The organism is Polynucleobacter sp., assembly GCF_030693775.1.
Lineage (GTDB): Bacteria > Pseudomonadota > Gammaproteobacteria > Burkholderiales > Burkholderiaceae > Polynucleobacter.
The window spans coordinates 116,089-140,248 of the sequence record NZ_JAUXZY010000002.1 but is presented as its reverse complement, the minus strand read 5'-3'; the positions used below and the strand labels follow the sequence as shown (position 1 = coordinate 140,248).

Below are 24,160 nucleotides of genomic sequence, written 5' to 3'. Positions count from 1 at the left end.
GTAACGGTTGTATCGTTACCTAAACGCTACTAAAGTCAGCTGCTTATCAACTTCCCTTAAGGCCAACTCAATGTTGGCCTTTTTTATATCCTTTGTGCTGGGCGATACAAATACATATCTGCCTTGTGTAGTCACTTTGATCTCTACTTGACCAAGCTGCGTTTTAAATTGATAGTTAGCAGTAAAGCGAGGGACTAGTTCGCCTTTATAAGACTTGTGAGCAACTATGAGCTTGGCTTCGGTTGATTTGGGCAAGGTCCAATAGTCGTTTAAATCTGTATCGCAACGTTTAATCAATGTCTTAACTATTACTAGAGCATCTTTCTTGGAAAGCCTTTTAAGCTGCGGTAGCTCTTTACTTAAATCTTCACCAGCTTCAAGCCGCACTTTTACTTGCTTGAAATGTGATAGGTCGCAAGCTCGCTCTAAGCTCTGTTTTAAAGCGCCATTGGCTTTGCGTTCAAAGTAGGTCTGGATAAAAGGTGTCATCTGATCACCATAGCCGTGAGGTATTGCATTTGGTAGGAAGTGTTCATGATTTAGGCTGCCTTACCTAATGCTTTATTGAGTTCGTCTTTTAATTCTTTGGTGGCTTTTGAATTGGCTTCCACTAAGGGCAAATACACCCCTGTGCTGGCGCCCACCAAACTAATCACATCATTGCGTACTGGACTTGCGTTCATGTAACGCAGGATCTCATCTGCCTGCGCTGTTTTATCGTCAGGAATCTTGCCTGCTAATTGCTCGGCAATCATCAAGGGTTTTAAATGGCTATAGTGCCGCTCAATCATTAGTATTGAAGTGCCCATCTGTTTAGCAAGCTGCCCAAAGTCTAATCCCTCGAGTACTCGCTGCGTGGCATAGTAGTGACGCAGGCTATACAAGCTTCTAGGTTTGCCATCCTTATCGCCTTTATCTAAGCCAGACTCCTTTAAGCAATCCCCAAAAGCATTGACTAAGTTATAAGGCATGGTGCCATCGCGCATACGGAAGATATGCTTATCTTCTTTCTTGGCAATGAGCTCTTCAAGCGTCATGTCTTTGTATTCCGGTTGCAGTTCACGTAGCTTATCTAGTAATGGCCAGAGTTCATTGCGAGCCACTAACTCGCGGCTACCACGCTTACCTTGCGGTAGGGTTATATGGATGACGCGCATACTGGGTTTTTGAATAAACTCAATGTGCTTCCATTTGAGTTCTTTGGTCTCAGTACCGGGACGCACGCCAGTACAGGCAATAAATGTAATGTAGAGGCCAAGTAGCTCACGTAAGTAGCGTGACTTAGAAGCCCTGCCTTCAGTAGTCCATTTATGAATGAATTGCTGAAGCTCTACCAACTCATCCGTACTAAAGATGCCGCGTGCCTCAGTAGCTTCACCTGTGTTCTTGGTGCTAGGCCGCTGACTTTCACTCATATAGCCTTTTTCAATGGCGTAATCAAATACATAATTGAGAGCAGCATTGTGATTATTTTGAGTAGAGGCTTTGAGTTCATAGCCCACTTTCTCAGTACGCCAACGGTGAAAGTCGGAGATAAGGGCTGGCGTTACGTTGTCGATATGGTGAGCCCCAAAGAAGGGGATAAGGTAAGTATCGATGGCGCGATAGTAGTCTGCGTAGGTCTTTTTGCCTGTCCCAGCCTTAACTTGCTCCTTAAGGCTGCTACTAACCACTTCAGCGACTGCTTTGAACTTCTTACTAACCACCGATAATCCGCGCTTTTCGAGTACTCTGGCTTCGTGAAAGAGGTCTTCTGCGACCTGTTTTGCGGTGGCCAAATCGCTGGTTTTACTGGTTGTTCTGTACCAAGTTTTCTTCGAGCCAATTTTGTAATGAATCTGCCATGTGCTGGAGTTCGAACGGCGTTTCAAACGCAGTTCATGGGGTCTTAAAACGACCGTGGAGTCAGCAGTGGCGCGCATTCTAGGGTTTTCTCACTAATGCTTTTATTTTACCATTTTTAAGAATGAAAAGCAAATAATTGAAGTGTGCGATTGGTGTGCGATTGAAAATTGCACAAAAAATAGGCAAAAAAAATGACCTGCGGTTAGCAAGTCATTGTTTCTACAGCTAATTCTTGGTGGGTCGGGCGAGATTCGAACTCGCGACCAACGGATTAAAAGAAGTCGTTGCTCTTCAAAAACTCATATAAATCAATAGTTTGTATGACTAAAAAGTCTCTGTGCGATTGACTGTGCGATTGCATTTTGGTGCAAAGTTCGAATCTGTGGACCGGATTTCGAACGTTTCAACCCTAAAAAATTCGGTAGGAATTCCCAAAATCTGAAACTACATTACTACTGACTAATTTCATTTTTTGGAGAACTTATGTCGTTGGAATTAGTGCGTAGTTTTGAGCAATTTGAAACCCAAACTCAGGAATCTGATGTCCAGAGAATGGTCAATGTCAATGGAGTTCCGTTTGATGAAGAATTTTTAGGTAAATTGGTGGCCAATCATTTTTCAGCCCTGCCTAATGGCAAAAGACCTACTTTTAGTACTGCATTTGAGATTTACCTAGCTGAAAGCAAGTCTTCTCACCGCAAGCGGTTTCGAGATGACGCTACGCGGTATTTCAACTACTTTTGTGATCTTTATGGTGATTTGCCATTGGACGAGCTAAAGCACTGGCATATCACTACTTACAGAGATCACCAATTACAAAGAGGTCTTAGTCCGTCCAGTATTCGCAAACACCATAACTGCCTTAACGCCATACTCAATTTAGCTTTCTGATTCTTAGATATTGATCGCTTAAGTCCTTTTAGGGGGCTACGGATTAAAGGGGAGGGTGAGACTAAGCGCCACATGGCAGTGGTAACGCCATCGTTAATAGAGAGTGTAAAAGCCAGATCAGATGCGGCCTCATCATTAGTTGTAGCAGTTGGTATTGGAGGTGCTCTATTGGGTGGATTCCGTTGGTGCACTGATTGTCGGTTTAATGGTCGGAAAAGCTGGATGGGAGTTTAGCTGGGATGCTCTCCATGATTTGATGGATAGGGCTGTATCCGCAGAGGAGCATCACAAAATAGAGGAAATCATTAGATCAACACATGGCGTTAAAGGGTTTCATGATTTGAGAACCCGTAAGATGGGCGATATGATCTTGGTAGATGTTCATATTAAAGTGGATGCCAATTCAACAGTTCAGCTAGGCCATGACATAGCCCTAGCGGCAAGAAATCAAATCATGAAAGACTTACCAGTACTCAATGTGATGACGCATATTGATCCTGTTTAGTTTTTTTCGTCATTAACATCAAATCACAACAACTCAACTCCAAAGTTCTTCATTAACAAGGCAAACAGGCCAAAACAGACAACCGTGACTAGAAGGCAAATCACTATTGACAGCCAAAACCCCAATCTTGGCAGCAAAGAAGGAAAAATTAAAAACATTGGTAGCGTAGGAATTACATACCAAAAGGTGTAATAGGCGTGATTAGCTATTTTCTCTTCAGGTTGATTTTCTATGTAAAGCCATACAAGAGTTAATAAGGTCATCAGTGGCAATGCCGCAATAAAGCCACCCAACTTATCACTGCGTTTGGCAACCTCAGAGATGAGCACAACCATTCCTGCTGTTAGTAAGTATTTGGTGATGATCCAAGCCATAATGGCCCCTTAATGATTTAGAGTAAATAATGGCGAAAATTAATATTTAATAAGCAATATGTATTGCCTATGCATTAAGTTAAAAATGGTGCTATAATGGTACATATGTTGAGAAAGATATTTTTAATTTTGATGGTATCGCTTTTGCCAGTCCAGGCATGGGCGGGATTAGACATGTCATTTAAACATCAAACTAATATGACTGGTGTGGCGGCACAAGAAATTTCTCATAATTGCCATCAAGCCTCAGCTTCAAATGAGGAGGGTTTCAAACTAAGCGCTCAGTCCGAGGGTAATGGTTGTAACTCCTGCGCACTTTGTGTTGGATTTGGCTTCATCCCCACTCATTCCAGCTTCAATCAAATCACATTTACTGCGTTTTTTAATTCCGGTAAGGCTAGTTTTGCTAGTCGTGATCTCTCTGCTCTAATCAAACCACCCATTCTTTAACTCTTCTAGCATAAGTCCGCCCAAAATTTGGGCTACATTCTTATTGGAGAGTTAAATTGAAAAAAATTGTTATTGCTGTACTAAGCCTTGCTATATCTCAGGCATTTGCTAATCCATCTTCATGGGTTGAGCAAAATAATCTGGTTGGTGAAATTGGGGGTTGGCGTACTTACGCCAAAGAAAAGGTCCCAGTGCAAGCCTTACCCCAAGGTTCTACTTATTCGCTAAGTCAGGCGATCGAGCGTTCTCTTAGCCAACAGCTGGATTGGACCAATTACTTACCCGGTTCGGAATCAATCCAGAATTTCTATTTGTTAACCCCAGCACAGCGCTCAGCACTTCAACAACGCTACACCATCATCTATGAAACCACCAAGTCCTATTACGAGCTAGTGGCTCTTAAAGAGAAATCAAGATACATGGCAGATGTTGTAGATGCTGTTCAGGCAGCCTCAGAACTCACCAATCGGATGCAAAAGGTTGGCAATATCAATCAACTCGGGCAGCTTAAACAGCAAAAAGAACTGCTAAAGACCCAGCTAGAAATGCAGTCTTTACAAGCGAAAACCAAAGAAGCAACCGAGCGTTTTATTCAGCGGATGAACTTTGATCAGCGCAACCTTAAATTAGACGTAGATAATCGCTTGCCAACTCCCCCAAAAGATGCGAGGAAATTAAATGACAAAGAGAGGGGGGCTATTGACTTGGGTGACATCAACAGTCCAGCTACCGTTCAAGCTCGTTCTAACGCACGTATTGCCTATGAAAACTACCTAGAGCGATTTCAAAAGGTAAAGACTTATCAAACAGAAGTTTTGCCGAACCAAAAGAAAATTTCTGAAGAGAATTTACTGAGATACAACGGCATGCTCATTGATGTGTTTCATTTGCTTGAAGATGCTGAGGATCAGCGTAAGACAGTGATGCAGTACATCGACGCAAATACAGCCTTTTTAATCCAATCGGCACGCCTAGAAAAGGCGCTAATTGATGCCCAGATGGATTTTTCTAACATTAATGCGAGGTAAGTCATGAATTCACGTAGAGCATTTTTAAGTGGTGCGGCAGTAACTATGGCAGCCGCTGGAGTTAGTCGTTACGCCTTAGCTAGCTTACCGGAGCCCGTTATTCAAACCAGCCCCACTACACAAAACCCACTGTTTCCCAAGAATGGCCGTGAGTACAACCCAGTTGTGACTTTAAATGGATGGACCTTGCCATGGAGAATGAACAATGGCGTTAAAGAATTCCATCTTGTTGCTGAGCCTGTAGTGCGAGAAATGGCCCCAGGATTTAAAGCACATTTATGGGGATATAACGGACAGTCGCCTGGCCCAACAATTGAGGTTGTTGAAGGAGACAAGGTGAGAATATTTGTTACCAATAAACTGCCAGAGCACACATCAATTCATTGGCACGGCCAGCGTTTGCCAAATGGTATGGATGGTGTAGCTGGTTTAAATCAGCCAGCGATTCCATCAGGCAAAACTTTCGTTTATGAATTTACCGCTCGGCGTCCTGGGACGTTTATGTACCACCCGCATGCCGATGAGATGACTCAAATGGCAATGGGCATGATGGGTTTTTGGGTAACGCATCCAAAAGTCAAGAATCCCGACATTGATGAAGTTAATCGTGATTTTTGTTTTCTGTTGAGCGCTTACGATATCGATCCAGGAAGCTTCACCCCAAAACCAGCAACGATGTTGGACTTCAACATTTGGGCATGGAATAGCCGAGTCTTTCCTGGAATAGACACATTGAATGTCCGCTTGAACGACAAAGTGCGTATCCGTGTGGGTAATTTGACGATGACAAACCATCCAATACATCTTCATGGCCATGAATTTCAAATTACGGGCACAGATGGTGGGCCCACTCCAAAAGCAAGTCGTTGGTATGAAGTTACAGCTGATGTTGCTGTAGGGCAGATGCGCCAAATTGAATTCTTAGCAGATGAAGAGGGCGATTGGGCGTTTCACTGCCATAAAAGCCATCACACCATGAATGCGATGGGTCACGATCTGGCTAATTTAATTGGGGTTGATCATCGCGGATTAGCTGGAAAGATAAAAAAAATTATTCCAGACTATATGGCTATGGGTGAGCGAGGTATGGCTGACATGACTGAGATGGAGATGCCATTGCCCGTTAATACCATACCAATGATGACAGGTGATGGCCCTTATGGCTCGCTTGAAATGGGTGGCATGTTTACTGTATTAAAGGTTCGGAAAGATCAAGCGCCTAACGACTATAAAAATTCTGGTTGGTTTAAACAGCCAGCAGGCACTAGGGCGTATGAGTGGAAGGGCGCCATGCCCGCAGCCAAGCGCAGTAATAATGCTGGCGAATCAGCGATGAATCGCGTTCAACCCAAACCCGAGGTAGAAGTACAGGTTAAAAAGCCAGGTACTAATAATCACAAACACTAGGAGCAAAAAATGAAAATAATTTATTTAATGATTGGTTTAGCAATATCTCAGCTTAGCTTTGCTCATGGGGATCAGCATAAAAAAATGAATCAACAGGCATCCTTTCAACAAGAGGAGTGGGGTATTGGCGGCACAAAGAATGAAGTGGATCGAACCATTGCTATATCAATGGGTGATGATATGAAATTTAAGCCAGAAAAAATTAATATCAAGGTTGGTGAAACTATACGTTTTGAGATTAAAAATAACGGAAAGCTACTACACGAAATGGTAATTGGCACAAAGCAAAAGCTTGATAAGCATGCCGAGATGATGGTAAAGCATCCCAATATGGAGCATGATGAACCCTATATGGCACATATCTCACCCGGTAAAAAGGGTGAGATTATTTGGAAATTTAATCGTGCTGGAAGTTTTGATTTTGCTTGCTTGATTGCCGGGCACTATCAGGCTGGAATGGTTGGAAAGATTGAGGTACAGCAATGAAAAAAATAATAACCTTAATGATGTGTTTAGTAAGTTTTGCTGTTGGAGCTACCGAGTGGACTAAAGGCGAAATTCGTCGTGTTGATGCTGAAAATAAGAAAGTGACCATCAAGCACGAGGAAATTAAAAATCTTGATATGGCGCCGATGTCCATGGTTTTTAATGTTGAGACTACAGAAGTTTTAAAGGGAGTTAACCCTGGGGATCAAGTTGAATTTGTAGCGGAGCAAAAAGGCACTAAGCTATTCGCAAAGCAGTTTAGAAAAGTTCAGTAGGGGGCCTAGTTGAATTTAATTAAAGATGAAATGATGAAAACTGTTAGATTGGTAAATCAACAAAGAAGGCTTATTTCTTTTGGCCTAGCTTTATTGCCGACATTGAGTTTTGCTGTGACTGAAAAGCCAGTTATTACGATGTGGCGCGGCCCAAAATGCGGTTGCTGTAAAGATTGGGCGGCGTACTTAGAAAAAAATGGTTTTAATGTAAAGGCAATTGATATCGGCAATACTGAAATGCGCCAAAAGCTGGGTATGCCCATTCAGTTTGGGTCTTGCCATACCGCAGTCATTGATGGTTATGCAATCGAAGGTCATGTCCCAGCGAGAGAAATTAAGCGCCTTCTAGCAGAAAAGCCAAAGGTATTGGGTTTAGCGGTTCCGGCAATGCCATTGGGATCGCCTGGCATGGATGGTCCTGAATATAAAGGGAAAAAAGATCCATACGATGTTCTATTAATTGGGTTGAATGGTGAGCCTTCTGTCTATCAGACCTATAAGTAGATTTAGATATCCTGACGCCCTGGTCGATTCCGCCCCGGGCCACCAAGAACTTCAAAATGACTGCTTAGGTAGCCATTTTTCTTTTCTAGTCTTAATGTTTACTGTTGCCTACAGTAATTGACGCTTTCGGACTTTGCTTACCGCTGTCTATTTGCTCTAACTCTGCCTAACCGTGCCAACCATCTAGGGTGGATACTTGCAATGTCGTTTAAAACGACATTTCTGTTGATGCTCAAGGGTTAGTCCTGAGTATTTTCCATCCTAGTTTGAGCTAAATTGAATTGTCACAGCAAAAGTCCATTCAAGATTGCTATCGGCTGGAAGAGACACTAACCACCTTCGGGTGTTTTTTAATTGTATGAGCTGCTGATGCACCTCTTTATGTAAGGTTAATCTATTAGGCGTTTGTGGGAAAGCTCATAATGCAAAATACTAAGAAATATACTATGATTAGCTAATGAGAAAAATCCTGATAATTCTGGCCCTGCTAGCTTTATCGATACAAACATCCTATGCTACGGTTTCTGCTTACTGCCAAGAAGAGCAGGCAGCAGCTTCTCATGTTTCACATCACGAGCATGAGAAGCCAGTCAGTATTGCCTCAGCTAGCGATTCTGCAAGCTACGATTCTGATTGTGGAGTCTGTCATTTGGCGCATTCTCCAGCATTGCACTCCACTTTTACCATTTCAATTGCCACTACCATCTTTCATTATGAAGATGCTCGAGTGGAGTTTTTAGTCAATATTTCTCCTCCCCCTCCTGAAAAACCCAATTGGTTCGGTCTCGCCTAAGTTAGCGAGAGCCTCAACCTAATTCTTCTCCTCTCGCTAACTCTGTTTTGAATAAACAAATGGAGTTTTTATGTTGCGAGAGTATTCGGGCGTAGTTCGTCGCTGCGTCATTCAATTTACTGGATTGGTTTTTATATTGGGATCGCCAATAGCACTGGCTAATGGTGAGCGCAAAGGTGAATCAGCCTTAAAGTCCTTCTATGAATCCTCATGGGAGCGCCAACCTGACTCTAAGTCCTATCAGTATCGAGTAGAGGCCGCGCTTGCTAGGCAAAAAATTGCTAGCAGCCTTTTGGTGAGCCCAGCTTCGGTGGAAGTGTCGCAAAAGACCGATAGAGCTAACAGTAATCAAGGCGCCAGTGAAACCATACTGGGTTTAAATATCCCGCTGTGGTTATGGAATGAGCGGTCAAGCTCAATTAATTTAGCGGATGCTGAATATAAAAAGCTTTTGTCTCAATACTATCTATCCCAATTGAGAATTGCAGCAGAAGTAAGGGATGCCTATTGGAATTATCAGAAATCAAAAATTGAGTCTGATTTAGCGCTACGTAGGCATGAGAATGCAAAGAGCTTAGCTCTTGATGTTGAAAAGAGATTTAAGGCTGGAGACTTATCTCGCGCAGATCTTCATCAGGCCAATGGGGCCCTCGCATCATCAGAAGCTTTTTTAGTCGAAGCGCAGGCCAATGTCATTAATGCTGAGCAAAGGGTAAGGTCTCTGTTGGGAAGTGAGTACTTTAGGAAAATTCAATTTGGTGACATAGATAAAAATATTGAACCGTTACCAAAAGTTCCTGAAAAATTATCAGGACTAGATTCTAGTTTGCCAATCGTTGCAGCACTTATAGATCAGTTAGAGGTTTCTAAAAAGGCAGTTGACTTGGCAAAGTCTCAAACTCGGCCTTCTCCACAATTGCAGATATGGACTACAAAGGGCCGTGAAGTTTATGGCGTTCCCTATCAGCAATCGGTAGCTATTGGATTAGTGATTCCTTTTGGCTCTGATGCTCGTAATACCAATAGACTGGCCAGTGCTACTGCTGAGATGGTGGATTCAGAGATTCGATTGTCCTATGAGCGAGAGTCTGTATTAAATAATGTGGAGTCAAATGCGGCTTTGGTGAAGTCAGCACAAATGAAGCTTGCCGCTGCAGATAAGAGGTCTAACTTAGCCAACGAAACGCGTCAATTTTTTGATAAATCATTTCGCCTTGGTGAAACCGATTTACCTACAAGATTACGTATTGAGCTTGAAGCAGTAGATGCAAGCAGACAGGCAGCGATTGCAAAAATCAATTATGCAGTTTCAGTTTCAAATTTACGACAGGCTTTAGGTCTGTTACCAGAGTAAGGTCACTTTAGCTATGAATTTATTAAATAAATACACTCAGTTGTCATCAAAACTATTAATTGCACTATCTCTGACAATCACATCGGTAGCTTATGCAGGGCCTGGTCATGATCATGGGGAGGAAAAACTCACTACGATACAAACTCAAGCATCACCTCGCTTTTATGCTGAATCTGATCTCTATGAGGCGGTAGGAGTGATCAATGGAAAGGAAATCACACTCTACCTAGATCGCTACTCCTCCAATGAATTGGTCAAAGGAGCTAAGGTTGAAATTGAGCTTGAGGGCTTTAAAATTAGTTCAGAGCCCCATGGTGATGGAGAGTATCTTTTTCGCCTAAAAAATAAAATTAAAGATCAGCCTACTGCGATCACCATCACGGTTAACGATGATGATGTTACCGACATACTAGCAGCCACTATCGATCTAAGTTCCTTTGAGCACTCCTCATTGATTTCTTGGAAATCAGCAATAAAGATCTTGCTTTATTTCAGCCTCTTGATGGCAGTCGCCTATTTTTCTTATCGTAAGAAAGAGGTGTTGATGACGCATGCAAAAAAATTAATCAAACAAATAAAGGAGCGGGTATGAATCGCAAACAAAGAGATTTTGGATTTCGCTCTATTGTCCTTATTGGTTTATCTGTGACGCTATTTGCTTTTAAGGTTCATGCTGGGCCGGGTCATGGTGAGTCGGAAGCATCCCAAGTTCAGGGCGACGTCCCGAAAAGACAGTCGGACGGCAGCCTTTTTATTCCCAAGCCTGCGCAACGCCAGTTACAAGTGATGACAACTCCTGGCCAGTTCGGTGAATATGCCAAAACCTATGATTTAGCTGGAAAAGTCATCATGGATCCCAACTTTGGCGGTAAAGTGCAGGCGATTGTTGCTGGCCGTATTACGCCGGGACCAGCTGGTTTTCCATTGCCCGGACAGAAGGTAAGTAAAGGCGATGTCTTGGCGTATGTCACGCCAGAGGCTGGCCCAGGAAAATCAAGATCACTTGCGGAAAGTCGACTGAAGCGTTTGAGAGATCTTAGCGATACGGTTCCACGTAAGACTATTGAAGAGGCAGAGGCGGCTGTCGCAAACGAGGAATTAAGAGCCCCAGTCAGCGGAATTATTTCTACTACGGGTGTCGTATCTGGCCAAGTAGTGCAAGCAAGAGATCTAATCTTTGAGGTCGTTAATCCATCCAAGCTATTAATAGAAGCGCTTGCCTATGATTCAAGTCTGAGTAAGAACATTGCTGATGGCAAAGTGGATGTTAATGGCAAAGTGATCGAGCTCAAGTATCTTGGTGGTGGACAGACCCTCAGAGAGCAAGCCTTGCCCCTCACTTTTTCTGCTAAATCGGACGATCTCCAATTTTTACCCATAGGTCAGCCCATTCGAGTATTCGTAAATACCGATAGCAAGGTCACTGGAGTAAAGGCGCCTTCAAAATCATTAGTCAAAAGTAGCTCGAACCAAACAATTGTCTGGATTAAAAAGTCCCCAGAAATATTTGAGCCAAGAATGGTTGTATATGAGCCTTTAGATGGTCAGAGCATCGTTATTACAAGCGGTATTAAAGATGGTGAACGAGTCATTACTGATGGGGCATCACTCATCAATCAAATTCGTTAAGGACTAAGACATGTTTACTTGGTTATTAGATTTCAGCTTAAAAAATCGCATGATAGTGATTTTGCTCAGTGCTATATCTATGGTCTATGGTGCGTACACCTTAAGCAAGATGCCTGTGGATGTCTTTCCCGATCTGAATAAGCCTACTGTCACCATCATGACTGAGGCTGGCGGAATGGCTTCAGAGGAAGTTGAGCAACTCATTACATTCCCACTCGAAACGGCTATGAATGGTTTACCGGGAGTAGAGGCTATTCGCTCAGTATCTAGCGCCGGCCTGTCTTTCATATACGTTACTTTTGACTGGTCTGTAGACATCTATCGTGCCAGACAAATGGTTTCAGAAAGACTGTCATCTATGGACGGAGCAATTCCGGATGGCATTGTTTCGCGTATGGGACCCATTAGTTCGATCATGGGTGAGATTATGCAAATTGCCATTCCGATTGATGAATCTAAGATTTCATCCATGCAGGTTCGCGAGTATGCTGATTGGGTTTTGCGACCCAGATTGATGGCTATCCCCGGGGTAGCGCAAGTCATTCCCATTGGCGGGCAAGTCAGGCAGTTTCAAGTGCAACCCAATACTCGCCGTATGGCGGAGCTAGGTCTTAGCATATTGCAGATTGAAGATGCATTGCGGGGCTATTCTGCAAATACGTCTGGTGGATTTCTTGAGTCTAATAATCGTGAGTATCTTATTCGTCATATAGGGCGAACTTCTAGCCTTGAAGATTTAAAGAACATTGCCGTATCGAACCGCAATGGACAAACAATACTTTTAAGGCAAGTTGCAGATATTACTTTTGCACCAGCAGTTAAGCGAGGCGATGCTGGTTATGAAGGTGGGCCAGCAGTCATTCTAGGTGTACAAAAACAACCTTCAGCAGATACGGTAGCGCTTACAAAAAAGATTGAATCAGCTATTGCAGAATTAAAGCAGGGCTTGCCAACTGGCATGGAAGCTCCAAAAGTAACATTTAGGCAGGCGAGCTTTATTGATGCATCCATTAGCACTTTAGAGGGTAAGCTCATCGGCGCATCAATCTTTGTTGCTGTAGTGCTGTATTTCTTTTTAGGAACAATTCGCCCGGTCCTGATCTCATTAACAGCAATTCCAGTTTCAATTCTCTTAACTGCACTGGTTTTTAAGTACTTTGGTTTATCAATTAATACGATGACCTTAGGAGGCCTAGCCATTGCAATCGGCGGCCTGGTTGATGATGCAGTAGTTGATGTGGAAAACGTGATTCGTCGCCTTAGAGCAAATCTAGATAAAGCATCTTTAGACCAATTAAGCCCACTAGCGATTGTGAGAGCCGCCTCGCTTGAGGTAAGAACCGGAATTATCTACGCTACAGCCATCATCGTTTTGGTATTCATCCCATTATTTGCATTACCAGGTATAGAGGGGCGACTATTTGTGCCTTTGGGCATTGCATTTATAGTCTCTACTCTTGCATCACTTTTAGTTTCAGTCACTATCACGCCAGTACTCTGCTTTTATCTGCTGCCCTCAATGCAGTCCCTGAGAGATCACGATACAAAGATTGTCACTTGGCTTAAAAGCCATTATGAGGTTCAGTTATCAAGGTTGTTAGCGGCGCCTAAAAAGCCTCTGATGTATGCTTTTGCATCCGTCATAGTCGCTGCTGCCAGTGTTCCCTTTATGGCGAGCTCATTTTTACCGCCCTTTAACGAAGGGACTTTACTGATCGGACTGCGTTTAAATCCTGGTGTCTCTCTCTCTGAATCGGCAGGAGTAGCTAGCCAAGCAGAAAAGTTAGTCAGGCAGGTTCCTGAAGTGACTTATGTTGGACGCAGGAGTGGCCGCGCAGAATTAGACGAGCATGCGGAAGGTGTGCATGTGAGCGAGTTAGATGTTGGTTTAAAGCCTGCGGGAGATTTAGATCGCTCCATGGCTGAGATACAGGCAGATATCAGGTCAAGATTAGTTAACTTACCCGCTGCAATTGCGATCGGTCAGCCAATCTCACATCGAATAGATCACATGCTTTCCGGAGTTCGGTCGCAAATTGCGATTAAGATTTTTGGCGATGATTTAGACGTACTGCGTAGCCAAGCCGATCTTTTGAGATCCAAATTAGCGGGCATTGAAGGCTTAGTTGATTTGGAAATAGAAAAGCAGGTTTTAGCACCACAAATTAAGGTGCGAATTGATTACGATAAAGCAGCGCAATACGGAGTTTCAACATCTCAGATTATGGCCACCTTGCAGGGCATGGTTGAGGGAGAGAGACTTTCACAAATTATTGAGGGTAATCGACGATTTGCCTTGGTGATCAAGCTACCAGACTCAGCAAGAAATTTAGAAGGTCTTGCTGATATCTTGATTGATACGCCAAATGGAAAAATTCCACTCTCAAAAATTACTAGCATTGAGGATGGGGACGGCCCAAATCAAATTAGCAGAGACGGCGGTAAGCGAAGAATTGTCTTATCGGCTAATGCCTCCAAGCGTGCCCTGTCGGATATCGTGGCTGATATTAGAGCTGTTATTTCTAATCAGACTCTTCCAGAGGGTTACTTTATCACCTTAGATGGTCAATTTAAAGCGCAAGAAGAGGCATCTAAAGTAATTGGTTTGCTATCAATTGGATCATTTCTTTTGATGTTTGCGGTTTTAAATAACCGCTATAAGTCCATACGCTTATCTTTAATGATTATGTCTAATATTCCATTGGCTATGGTCGGAGCAGTGATTGGTTTATGGATTTCAGGCCAGCCACTCTCGATTGCTGCATTAATAGGATTTATCACGCTAGCAGGAATATCTGTGCGTAACGGAATCTTAAAAATTAGCCATTACCTAAATTTGATGCAGTCAGAAGGTGAATCGTTTGGCCTGACAATGATTATTCGTGGATCAATTGAGCGCTTAAGTCCTGTATTAATGACAGCTTTGGTTACAGCTTTTGCCTTGGCGCCATTGTTATTTGAGGCAGAGCGTCCTGGTACAGAGATATTGCATCCGGTAGCGGTAGTCATTTTCTCTGGGCTTATCAGTTCAACCTTATTAGATACCTTTTTAACACCAATTATGTTTTGGCTTTATGGGAAAAAGGCATCTGAAATAGCGTTGAGCAACATGAAAACTAACGAAGTATTTTAATTTAAAGGGGTTTATATGAAATCAATGATGGTGATTGCAACCTTGCTAATCAGTTTTATTGGTCCAGCCCATGCTGGAGCCGGCCATGATTTAAAGCCAATGCATGGCGGTGTCATAGTCGAGGCTAAGGACATTGATGTTGAATTGGTTGCAAAGCCTGATAGCCTATCGCTGTATTTGACGGACCACGGTAAACCGATACCTATAGATGGTGGGACCGCAAAGCTGACAGTCTTAATTGGATCAGATAAAAAAGATTATGAGCTACTGCCTAATGGAGGCAAATTGGAAGTGAAAGGTAATTTCGCTATTCCCAAGGGAGCTAAGGCTATAGCAGTTATCAAGATAAAAGCGAAAGTGATTACAGCAGGATTTAATTTATAGCCTAAATCAGCTCAATCTAGTCTGTACTCTGGGTCGCCCTAAATGATCTGGATTAACCTCGCTGAATAGTAAAGACAGCGCCCATCTATAGTTGGTTTTGGGTCGTTATCGGTCCATTGCTAACGGCATCCTACTATGTCGGTTAACCCGACAACCGTCGTGTTTCGAGACGCTCACGGCTAATCAGTGCTTAACATTCCCACTCACAACGACCCAATATTGTCTATTGTTCCCAACGGGCTTAAAAATGTCGAATTGGCTTTAGACAGGGTTCCTTGGGTGTTAACGATTGGTTATTGGTAAATCGGCAAAAGGCCGATGACTGCTTTCGGCTAATAAGAGGCGGTAGTGTCACCTCTTTTTTACTTCACGGGTAGCGATAATTTATTTAAGATCCCGCAATGTGCTGAGTCCTGATTCGCATGACATTGTTTTCTGAGCAGCTTTAATTGTCGCTCAAGTTGGCGTAGCTCATTAATTCGATTGCTTACACCTTCAATATGGGCATCAAGCAATTCATTTACTGCATCACAGTTTTCATCGGGCAAATCTTTTAAGCGAAGTAATTGACGAATTTCACTTAAGGTCATGTCCAGCGAGCGGCAGTGGCGAATAAATGTAAGGCGTTGCAGGTGCTGATCCCCGTAGATTCGGAAGTTACCCTCAGATCGAGCCGGTTTTGCTAACAAACCCTCTTGTTCATAAAACCGAATAGTTTCCACTTGAGTGCTTGTGGCTGTTGCTAGTTCACCAATTCTCATTTGACCTCCAAGTTTTTACATTTTTATTCTAATCCCTTGACTCTATAGTTACTATAGGGTGTTAAATGTTTTATGTCTTCATCATTTAGGTTTCCGCTATGAGCGAATGCAATACCTCCTGTAGTTGTTCAACATCAACCCCTGTGACAAAGGCTTCTGAAATACCGAGCAAGAATAAGGCCATCTATCGCATTGAAAATATGGACTGCCCAACTGAAGAGGCGCTTATTCGCAAAAAGCTAGTTAGTGTAAGCGGCATTGAGTCGCTGGACTTTAACTTAATGCAAAGGATACTCACGGTTGGTCACAATCTCAACTCACTTGACGCTATCGAGTCCGCTTTGGGTTCAATTGGAATGCAGGCGGTGCTACAAAGTGGTCAGACTTCTACAAAGGACAGCTCGATTGAGCCTATGCCTAAAACCAATTGGTGGCCATTGGCTGTTGCAGGTATCACTGCAACCTTGGCTGAAATCATGGAATTGCTGCAACTTGGTAATCAGTGGATTGTCATTGCTCTAGTAATCGCCTCAATTGCTTCAGGTGGCCTGACCACCTATAAAAAGGGCTGGATTGCATTAAAGAATGGCAATCTCAATATCAATGCCTTAATGTCAATTGCAGTCACAGGTGCGATGGCGATTGGAAGTTGGCCAGAAGCAGCCATGGTGATGTTCTTATTTACTCTAGCTGAAGTAATTGAAGCCAAGTCATTAGATCGTGCTCGTAATGCGATTCGTGGCTTATTAGACCTCACCCCTGAAACCGCAACCGTTCAGCAAGCCGATGGCTCTTGGGTGCTAACGGATGTAAAGGCTATCGCTTTAGGTGCTTTAGTTCGAGTGCGTCCTGGAGAGCGAATAGCTTTAGACGGCATATTAATAAGTGGTAACTCGGCAGTAAATCAAGCGCCAATCACGGGTGAGAGCCTACCCGTCGATAAGATAGTTGGCGATGAGGTATTTGCAGGAACGATCAATCAGACAGGATCGTTCGAATACAAAGTTACTGCAGAAGCGACTCATTCAACGCTAGCTCGAATTATTCATGCAGTTGAAGCAGCGCAAGGAAGTCGTGCGCCCACCCAGCGTTTTGTTGATCAATTCGCTAGGATCTATACCCCAGCGGTCTTCTTGCTTGCAGTATTGGTTGCTGTTTTGCCTCCATTGTTAATGGCGCAGTCATGGCAAGAGTGGATCTATAAGGCGTTGGTTATGCTGGTAATTGCTTGCCCTTGTGCCTTAGTGATCTCAACACCAGTAACGATTGTGAGTGGCTTAGCATCTGCCGCAAGAAAAGGCATCTTAATTAAAGGAGGCGCTTTTTTAGAAGCGGGGCGGAGTATGAAAGTCTTAGCGCTCGATAAGACAGGAACGCTCACCTATGGAAAGCCTGCACAAACTGACTTTTTTGTATTAAGTGGCAATGACAAGCATATTCACGAAATTGCCATCAGTCTTGCAGCACGATCTGATCATCCCGTATCTCTAGCAATTGCCCATACTAATCAAGAGCAAAAGAATGATTTAATGACTGTAGATAGCTTTGAGGCGATTCTGGGTCGCGGAGTCAAAGGCGTTATTGAGGGTAATTTGTATTACCTTGGCAATCATCGACTGATTGAAGAATTGGGTTTGTGCTCTGATGATATTGAGAATCGTTTATTACCGCTAGAGCAGCAAGGCAAAACGGCCGTATTGCTTACCAACCAAACAGAGGTTTTAGCCATTATTGCGGTGGCCGATACTGTTAGAGAAACAAGCAAGCAGGCTATTGATGAGCTTCACCAATTAGGCGTGACTACCATCATGCTCACTGGTGACAATCAGCACACCGCTAAGGCAATAGGTAAACAGGTGGGTGTCGATGAGATTATGGGTAATTTATTGCCTGAAGATAAGCTCAAAATAATTGACAGTCGCCTAAAAAAGGATCCCAATGTAAAGGTAGGCATGGTTGGAGATGGCATTAATGATGCCCCCGCTTTAGCAAGAGCAAGTATTGGATTTGCGATGGGGGCGGCTGGAACCGATACTGCGATAGAGACTGCTGATGTTGCGCTAATGGATGATGATTTACGCAAGATTGCTACCTTTATTCGGCTATCCAAATCAACCGCTCTAATTCTGACTCAAAACATTGTTCTTGCTCTTGGCATTAAAGCTATTTTCCTTGTGCTTACCTTTACAGGGCAAGCCACGATGTGGATGGCGGTATTTGCGGATATGGGTGCGAGCTTGCTAGTAGTGGCAAATGGATTGCGGTTATTAAGAAGCTAGGTGTTAGTTCATATCAAGCAGTTAACTCAAGGAGTACTAAAATGAAAAAGCTAGGATGGGTTGGGATTTTAAGTTTAGGTGTTTTACTAAGTGCGCCCGTTTTGGCGCAATCAGCAGGGGCAGGCACTAAAGCCTCACAGACACAACAAAAAAATGTTGATGTAGCGGAGTTTGATAAGCAAGCCGCTCAAATTCAAGAGAACTTTAAAAAGATGCAACAGCAGATGGATCAGATCCGTGCAACTCAAGATCCGCAAGAAAGGCAAAAGCTGATGCAGGCTCACTGGAGCACAATGCAGGGCAACATGAATATGATGCAAGGCATGTGGGGTTCGGGAATGATGGGTTGTTGTGGTGGTAACGGCGGCATGATGGGTGGACACATGATGGGTTGGAATGGTATGGGCCCCTATTACTCTAAATTAACACCTGAGCAGTTAAAGCAACGCCAATACATGATGGATCAATACATGGGTATGCAGCAGAATATGATGAACCAAATGATGCAGCAGAACTATATGTGGATGGATCGGTCAAGGTAGTAACACACTAGGGGGATGAGTTACTGGACTTGTCCTCCAAGGTCTCCCTTGGGTCGATAAGATCCAAATTGATTGAATTCACTCAGATGACTCAAATCGGCCAGAAGTAGTCGCAGTAATTTTAGTGACTGAGCTTATTTGATTGCAATTTCAGAATTAAAGAAGATAGAAATTTAAATTGTGTCTTAAACCTTATCAGTCTTAGTCTACGCCATAAAGAGGTGAGAAGCCGCCTCCCAAGGTTCTTAAATTTGTTGTTTGCCCTTGGTATATGCGACTTACTGAAATGAGTGAATTACCTTCAAAGACATAATCTCTAATATCGACTTTAAGATCAACCTCATTACCATCAATCGTGATGGTTCGTTTGCTTGGTGGAATTACTTTTTGTGCAATATAGCTTTTATCCTTAATTTGACCCCATACGCCTTTAGTTAATTTATCTCCGCGATATACAGCGCGACTCCCATAGCCTTGACTGGGCTTGAAAAAGTAGTCTTTGCGATTTGTCCAAAGAGATTCTTCGTTTTTAGAGGACACTTTTACAGTCTCCGGAATGTGGCTTAGGAGTATTTCTTGTATAGCCAAGTCAACCCCTAGGGAGTCAAGATGTTCCCGATTGCTTAAGATGCAAAGGTTATCTTTATTGGCAAATACTGCATGATTAAAGGGGTTTGGGGTGATGGCTACAAGATCTTGAAGATAAGCGTCTCTAAGCGCTTCGTATGATGAACCTTGAAAATAAAAGTCGGTCGTTCGGTTATAGATTAAGTCAATTTGGACTTCGCCGAAGTAAACCTTTTGATCTTTAATTACGAGACCATCTGGAGAGGTGATGATTGTCGTGATTCCATGCTTTTGAAACAGGGCTTGGAAGAGTTGAAACTCAGGATATAAGAATTGTTCAGTTGGACTCTCATCAACGATTGCAATCGTCTTTAATTGCGCAGAAGGATCCCTATTGAAGGATCTCCACTCCCGGGTAAACATATCCAGAAAAGTCTCATAAATTTCATTGGGCATATTTCTTGCTCCCAAGCGTCTCTCTACTGGCTCACAGCAATTTATCGATGCCCCAATTTCAAGGGCAGAAATCATAGCGCCGCCTGCATTGGTATTGATTTCAATTAATTGCGGGCCATTTACCCCTAGGTGAAAATCAAATCCATAAAAAACACCACTTGTACTTTGTTGATGTCTAGCAATGGATGGAGCTTGCTCAAGAACTAATTTTTGAAATAAAGGCATTTCGCAAACTTTATAGACCGCTTTTACTAATGCTTTCATCTGATCTAAGGCGGCTTGGTCAATAAATACTCCGCTACTTGAGAGCATCGAGCCTATCTTTGTAGCAGTTGAATCAGCAAGGTCCAGATCACTAATAAGGCGATGAACCTCAATATCTAGTTTCTGTTTGTCTACGCTGATGCAGTTGCACTGGGCATTGAGTTTGGCGGCTTTATCTGACATGGATTTCGAATCTACTATCTTTTTGGTGGGGGGTGGTGGGGGTTCTTGTAGCACTTTACGATAAACACCCATTTACAAACCAAATGGATTATTCACATCTTCTTGAATTTATAGCCTCAATAGCCCAGTAAGTTAATACCTAGACTCAAAATGTGAAGAGTAAGGCCGACAAAACGCTAAATTCAGTGTAATATTAAACAATGCGGAAAGTATGCGTTTTCTTATGTTTAAGTTTTTTTATTAGCCTGATTCATGCGGCTAGCATGCCCGTATTCGTTTCCGATCAACACCATGCGCACCAGTCCCAAGCTGCGACTCATGCTGATAATGCTGACTCTCATATGCAGCATAAGCAATGTAACGATTGCACTTCATCGATAGAAAAGTCGGCAAAGAAAGTGGCTACAAAGTGCCATACCGCTTCTCAGTGCTGCGTTGGTATTGCTGATTTAACAGTTTCATCCTCCGTAGTTGCTCCTTTGCAGTATGCGGACAATCTACTGCCTTACGCTCCTACTTTGGCACTCGGCCAATCGCTAGGTAGCATTTACAAACCCCCTCGGATTTAAATTTCCTCAGTAGTAAGTAGATTTTGGCGACAAGTCTTGTCGCTACGTTTGTCTATTGGAGAAATTATGAGCATATTTAAATGCATGTGGGGCAATGGAATGTTTCTATTGGCGCTCACATTACTAGGTAGTCCAGTTGCATCGGCGCAAGATGCGGCGGTAAATGGTTCTTCGGCAAAGTTTATTGCCGAGTCGCTGCAGTACACGTCAGTATTTAAAAATTATCAGCCTTATTCGGAAGAGGAGATCATTCCTTGGAGGCAGGCTAACGCTACCGTCCAAAAGATCGGCGGATGGAAAGTGTATGCAAAAGAAGCTGCTCAGGCTGATGTGGCGCCAACAAGCGAAGAGCACTCGAAAAATCATCACGAGGGAGTTAAATGATGATGACCATGCCTTTCAATAAACGATACAAAATAGTATCAATCTTATTTGCGAGTGCTCTTACTGGATGCGCTAGCGTCAATATTGACGAGGCCTTACAAAAAACGAATCTAGATTCGAGTAAATTTACTAATGGCCAGGTTGTTTTAGCAAAATCGTCAGATGAGCGTGATGTTCTTCAGGGTAGAGCTCAGGAGCTGCTGGCTAAGAATTTAAATCAAAGCGATGCTGTTCAGCTTGCCTTGATTAATAGTCCAGCCGTTCAAGCACTTATTGCCCAGAATTGGTCTGAAGCAGCGTCTGCTGCCCAAGCAGGCAGAATGTCTAATCCTTATTTTGCTTTTGAGCGAATGGTTACTAGTCCAGAGATCGAATTTAATCGCTGGTTTGTATTTGGATTATTAGACCTGATTACTTTGCCACAGCGCAAAGGAATAGCTGATAAGCGAATTGAACAAGCTCAATTGCGTTTAACGACCGAAATCATTGATCAGGTTACTTTGGTTCGCCAAGCCTGGGTTCGTGCAGTTGCAGCAGAGCAATCCCTTAAATATGCCGATCAAGTTTTTCGAAGTGCAGAAGCAAGTGCTGAGTTAGCAAGGCGCATGGAGGCGGTAGGTAATCTCAATAAGATTACTCGTGCAAGGCAGCAGGCTTTTTATGCAGATTCGGCCACGCAGTTTGCTAATGCAAAACAGACTTCAGTAAGCCGTAGGGAGGAGCTTGTTCGTGCTCTTGGGCTAAGTGAAGCTCAGGCAAAAGAACTGAAATTGCCCGATCGTTTACCTGATCTGCCTAAGCAACCACCAAACACCGAATTTATTGCGCAGCAAGCCGGTGTAGAGCGGCTAGATATACGCTTGGCTACAGCAACTTTAGAGGCAGCAGCGAAGGCCCAGGGGCTTAACAAAATCACCAGTTTTACCGATATTGAGCTGGGCTTTAATCGCGGCACTAAATTTGATTCAGCATCTGGTGAGAGCACCCCAAAGCAGGGTTATGAAATCTCAATTCGACTACCAATTTTCGATTGGGGGAATATGAGTAGGGACGCCATGAATGCCCAAACTTTGGCTGCATTTAATCGGCTAGAGGGCGTTACTCGAAATGCTAGTTCCAATTTGAGGGAGACTTATTCGGCCTATCGAACTGCATACGATATATCCCAACACTATCGAAAAGAAGTAATACCTGTACGCAAAGCCATTGCTGAAGAAAGTCAGCTTCGCTATAACGGCATGATTATTGGTGTCTTTGAGTTGATTGCCGACTCAAGAGATCAGGTCTCTGCAGTAATTGCAGCGATTAATGCTCAGCAACAATTTTGGTTAACAGATGCTGCTTTGCAGTCCTCCTTAATTGGCAGACCAACAATACTCCAGGTGCCTAGCGTTACTGGGGCGGGGATGTTAGCAAACCCTGCCGGACATTGATAAGGAAAAATAATGAGTTCAAGAAGAGATTTTTTTAAATACGCCGGTATTGCTGGTGGTGCTGTTGCGGTTGCAGCAGTTGGCCGCTATGCCTTATCTGGCGCCCCAGAAATAGTGACGCAGGTAAACGCTAATACGATGCCACCATTGACCCCTAGTACAGGTCGCCCATACAACCCAGTTGTTACCTTAAATGGCTGGACATTGCCCTGGAGAATGAATGAAGGCGTTAAAGAGTTTCATTTAGTCGCTGAGCCAGTAGTGCGAGAAATGACTTCTGGATTTAAGGCGCATTTATGGGGTTACAACGGTCAAAGCCCTGGGCCAACAATCGAAGTGGTGGAAGGCGACCGAGTCCGGATATTTGTTACCAATCGGTTACCAGAGCAGACTTCAGTACATTGGCATGGCCAAAGATTACCAAATGGTATGGATGGTGTAACAGGCTTAACTCAAAAAGGTATTCCACCCGGAAAAACCTTCATGTATGAGTTTGTTGCTCGCCGCCCGGGAACATTTATGTACCATCCCCATGCCGATGAAATGACACAGATGGCAATGGGAATGATGGGTATGTGGATTACGCATCCTAAAGATCAAAATCCACTTATTGATGATGTTAATAGGGACTTTTGTTTTTTATTGAGCTCATATGACATTGATCCTGGTAGTTACACACCAAAAGTAGCCACGATGGTTGACTTCAATATATGGAGCTGGAATAGCCGCGTTTTTCCTGGCATAGATTCTTTGAATGTCGCCCTAAATGACAAGGTCCGAATCAGAGTAGGAAACTTAACAATGACCAATCATCCAATTCATCTTCATGGGCATGAGTTTTCGGTCACAGGCACTGATGGAGGCCCTGTTCCAAAAACTGCTCGTTGGCCTGAGGTAACCACTGACGTGGCTGTTGGGCAGATGCGGCAAATTGAATTTCTTGCAGATGAAGAGGGTGACTGGGCGATCCATTGCCATAAGAGCCACCACACCATGAATGCAATGGGGCATAACCTCCCCACCATGATTGGCGTTGATCATCGGGGGGTTGGCAAGAAGATCAACAGTCTGATACCTGACTATATGGTGATGGGTGAAAGGGGTATGGGTGATATGTCTGAAATGGAAATGCCTATTCCCGATAACACGGCTCGCATGATGACGGGTATGGGTCCTTTTGGGTCGGTAGAGATGGGCGGTATGTTTAGCGTATTAAAAGTACGTAAGGATCAAAAGCCTGGCGATTATGCAGATCCGGGTTGGTATAAGCATCCGGCTGGTACGGTGGCAGAGGCTTACAAAGGCGCATTACCTGCAGCTCCAACGCAACTAAATACTGCAAAACCTATGCAATCAACAAGACCAAGCTCTACAAAAGAAATCGAAGTGCAAGTAAGAAAGCCCAATGGGCATTCTGGACATTAATAATTAAGGAAAACAAAATGAAAAATATTCAATTTACATTGGCAGCAATTGCGATGGCAGCATCTAGTTTGGTGTTTGCGCAAGGTGCAACACAACCTGGCGGTATGGGGATGATGAATCAAGGGGCCATGAACCAAGATCCAATGGCAGCGATGTGTCAAAAAATGCATCCTGAAATGAGTCCTGATCAATGTAAGGCGATGCACGAGAATATGGCAAAAATGACTCCTGAACAAAGG

23 protein-coding genes and 1 pseudogene are annotated in these 24,160 nt (G+C 43.4%); 19 read left to right on the top strand and 5 right to left on the bottom strand.

Annotated elements, in window-relative coordinates; translation table 11 throughout:
* Nucleotides 1-15: 15 nt before the first annotated feature.
* Together Q8M75_RS01610 and Q8M75_RS01605 are read right to left on the bottom strand one after the other, a co-directional pair.
* The gene (locus tag Q8M75_RS01610; RefSeq protein ID WP_305485483.1) at nt 16-489 is read right to left on the bottom strand and encodes a hypothetical protein; all 474 of its coding nucleotides are present in this window, start codon (nt 487-489) and stop codon (nt 16-18) included.
* Between the two features lie 50 nt (nt 490-539).
* Nucleotides 540-1,922 (bottom strand): phage integrase SAM-like domain-containing protein, encoded by a 1,383-nt coding sequence (locus Q8M75_RS01605; RefSeq protein WP_305485481.1) that lies wholly within the window; start codon nt 1,920-1,922, stop codon nt 540-542.
* Between the two features lie 406 nt (nt 1,923-2,328).
* On the opposite strand from Q8M75_RS01605, the gene Q8M75_RS01600 reads away from it, so the two are divergent.
* Nucleotides 2,329-2,736, top strand: a complete 408-nt coding sequence (locus Q8M75_RS01600) for a phage integrase SAM-like domain-containing protein (RefSeq protein WP_305485480.1) — start codon at nt 2,329-2,331, stop codon at nt 2,734-2,736.
* Between the two features lie 111 nt (nt 2,737-2,847).
* Nucleotides 2,848-3,241, top strand: a pseudogene (locus Q8M75_RS01595) (cation diffusion facilitator family transporter); the annotation flags it as partial.
* Between the two features lie 23 nt (nt 3,242-3,264).
* Here the strand turns inward: Q8M75_RS01595 and Q8M75_RS01590 are convergent.
* Entirely contained in the window at nt 3,265-3,615 is a 351-nt protein-coding gene (locus tag Q8M75_RS01590) for a DUF3147 family protein (protein ID WP_305485477.1), read from the bottom strand.
* A 105-nt stretch (nt 3,616-3,720) separates the two neighbouring features.
* Between Q8M75_RS01590 and Q8M75_RS01585 the strand changes: the two genes are divergently transcribed.
* The 12 genes from Q8M75_RS01585 (at nt 3,721) to Q8M75_RS01530 (ending at nt 15,058) form a co-directional block, all read left to right on the top strand.
* Nucleotides 3,721-4,065: a hypothetical protein gene (locus Q8M75_RS01585; protein ID WP_305485474.1), complete on the top strand. Its 345-nt coding sequence runs from the start codon at nt 3,721-3,723 to the stop codon at nt 4,063-4,065.
* A gap of 56 nt (nt 4,066-4,121) precedes the next feature.
* Entirely contained in the window at nt 4,122-5,093 is a 972-nt protein-coding gene (locus tag Q8M75_RS01580; protein WP_305485471.1) for a hypothetical protein, read from the top strand.
* A gap of 3 nt (nt 5,094-5,096) precedes the next feature.
* Nucleotides 5,097-6,500, top strand: coding sequence for a multicopper oxidase family protein (locus tag Q8M75_RS01575; protein WP_305485469.1), 1,404 nt, complete (start codon nt 5,097-5,099; stop codon nt 6,498-6,500).
* A gap of 9 nt (nt 6,501-6,509) precedes the next feature.
* Nucleotides 6,510-6,986 carry a cupredoxin family protein gene (locus Q8M75_RS01570; protein WP_305485466.1) on the top strand — a complete coding sequence of 159 codons (477 nt, stop codon included), beginning with the start codon at nt 6,510-6,512 and terminating at the stop codon, nt 6,984-6,986.
* Complete coding sequence (locus Q8M75_RS01565) at nt 6,983-7,261, top strand: copper-binding protein (protein ID WP_305485465.1); 279 nt, start codon at nt 6,983-6,985, stop codon at nt 7,259-7,261. The genes Q8M75_RS01570 and Q8M75_RS01565 overlap by 4 nt, the downstream gene beginning before the upstream one ends.
* Nucleotides 7,262-7,291: 30 nt before the next feature.
* Nucleotides 7,292-7,765 carry a DUF411 domain-containing protein gene (locus Q8M75_RS01560; RefSeq protein WP_371131725.1) on the top strand — a complete coding sequence of 158 codons (474 nt, stop codon included), beginning with the start codon at nt 7,292-7,294 and terminating at the stop codon, nt 7,763-7,765.
* Between the two features lie 457 nt (nt 7,766-8,222).
* Nucleotides 8,223-8,558 carry a hypothetical protein gene (locus Q8M75_RS01555; RefSeq protein ID WP_305485463.1) on the top strand — a complete coding sequence of 112 codons (336 nt, stop codon included), beginning with the start codon at nt 8,223-8,225 and terminating at the stop codon, nt 8,556-8,558.
* 70 nt (nt 8,559-8,628) lie between these two features.
* The gene (locus Q8M75_RS01550) at nt 8,629-9,912 is read left to right on the top strand and encodes a TolC family protein (protein WP_305485461.1); all 1,284 of its coding nucleotides are present in this window, start codon (nt 8,629-8,631) and stop codon (nt 9,910-9,912) included.
* A 13-nt stretch (nt 9,913-9,925) separates the two neighbouring features.
* On the top strand, nt 9,926-10,504 hold the full coding sequence (locus tag Q8M75_RS01545; RefSeq protein ID WP_305485459.1) for a hypothetical protein: 579 nt from the start codon (nt 9,926-9,928) through the stop codon (nt 10,502-10,504).
* The gene (locus tag Q8M75_RS01540) at nt 10,501-11,541 is read left to right on the top strand and encodes an efflux RND transporter periplasmic adaptor subunit (RefSeq protein WP_305485457.1); all 1,041 of its coding nucleotides are present in this window, start codon (nt 10,501-10,503) and stop codon (nt 11,539-11,541) included. The genes Q8M75_RS01545 and Q8M75_RS01540 overlap by 4 nt, the downstream gene beginning before the upstream one ends.
* Nucleotides 11,542-11,551: 10 nt before the next feature.
* Nucleotides 11,552-14,674 (top strand): efflux RND transporter permease subunit, encoded by a 3,123-nt coding sequence (locus Q8M75_RS01535; RefSeq protein ID WP_305485455.1) that lies wholly within the window; start codon nt 11,552-11,554, stop codon nt 14,672-14,674.
* A 15-nt stretch (nt 14,675-14,689) separates the two neighbouring features.
* Nucleotides 14,690-15,058: a hypothetical protein gene (locus Q8M75_RS01530; RefSeq protein ID WP_015421829.1), complete on the top strand. Its 369-nt coding sequence runs from the start codon at nt 14,690-14,692 to the stop codon at nt 15,056-15,058.
* Between the two features lie 362 nt (nt 15,059-15,420).
* Here the strand turns inward: Q8M75_RS01530 and cadR are convergent, their stop codons facing one another.
* Nucleotides 15,421-15,819 (bottom strand): Cd(II)/Pb(II)-responsive transcriptional regulator, encoded by a 399-nt coding sequence (cadR, locus tag Q8M75_RS01525; protein ID WP_015421828.1) that lies wholly within the window; start codon nt 15,817-15,819, stop codon nt 15,421-15,423.
* A gap of 98 nt (nt 15,820-15,917) precedes the next feature.
* Between cadR and Q8M75_RS01520 the strand changes: the two genes are divergently transcribed.
* Nucleotides 15,918-18,098: a heavy metal translocating P-type ATPase gene (locus Q8M75_RS01520; protein ID WP_305485448.1), complete on the top strand. Its 2,181-nt coding sequence runs from the start codon at nt 15,918-15,920 to the stop codon at nt 18,096-18,098.
* Between the two features lie 41 nt (nt 18,099-18,139).
* Nucleotides 18,140-18,640 carry a hypothetical protein gene (locus tag Q8M75_RS01515; protein ID WP_216230616.1) on the top strand — a complete coding sequence of 167 codons (501 nt, stop codon included), beginning with the start codon at nt 18,140-18,142 and terminating at the stop codon, nt 18,638-18,640.
* Between the two features lie 201 nt (nt 18,641-18,841).
* Here Q8M75_RS01515 and Q8M75_RS01510 read toward each other — a convergent pair whose 3' ends face one another.
* The gene (locus tag Q8M75_RS01510) at nt 18,842-20,110 is read right to left on the bottom strand and encodes a hypothetical protein (RefSeq protein WP_305485444.1); all 1,269 of its coding nucleotides are present in this window, start codon (nt 20,108-20,110) and stop codon (nt 18,842-18,844) included.
* A gap of 635 nt (nt 20,111-20,745) precedes the next feature.
* Between Q8M75_RS01510 and Q8M75_RS01505 the strand changes: the two genes are divergently transcribed.
* Genes Q8M75_RS01505 through Q8M75_RS01495 form a run of 3 tightly spaced genes read left to right on the top strand, consistent with a single transcriptional unit; the run spans nt 20,746 to nt 23,921 of the window.
* A complete protein-coding gene (locus tag Q8M75_RS01505) occupies nt 20,746-21,063 on the top strand; it encodes a hypothetical protein (protein WP_215346982.1) in 318 nt (105 codons plus the stop codon).
* Nucleotides 21,063-22,496: a TolC family protein gene (locus Q8M75_RS01500; RefSeq protein WP_305485518.1), complete on the top strand. Its 1,434-nt coding sequence runs from the start codon at nt 21,063-21,065 to the stop codon at nt 22,494-22,496. The genes Q8M75_RS01505 and Q8M75_RS01500 overlap by 1 nt, the downstream gene beginning before the upstream one ends.
* Nucleotides 22,497-22,508: 12 nt before the next feature.
* The gene (locus Q8M75_RS01495; protein ID WP_215346980.1) at nt 22,509-23,921 is read left to right on the top strand and encodes a multicopper oxidase family protein; all 1,413 of its coding nucleotides are present in this window, start codon (nt 22,509-22,511) and stop codon (nt 23,919-23,921) included.
* The last annotated feature ends 239 nt before the right edge of the window (nt 23,922-24,160 follow it).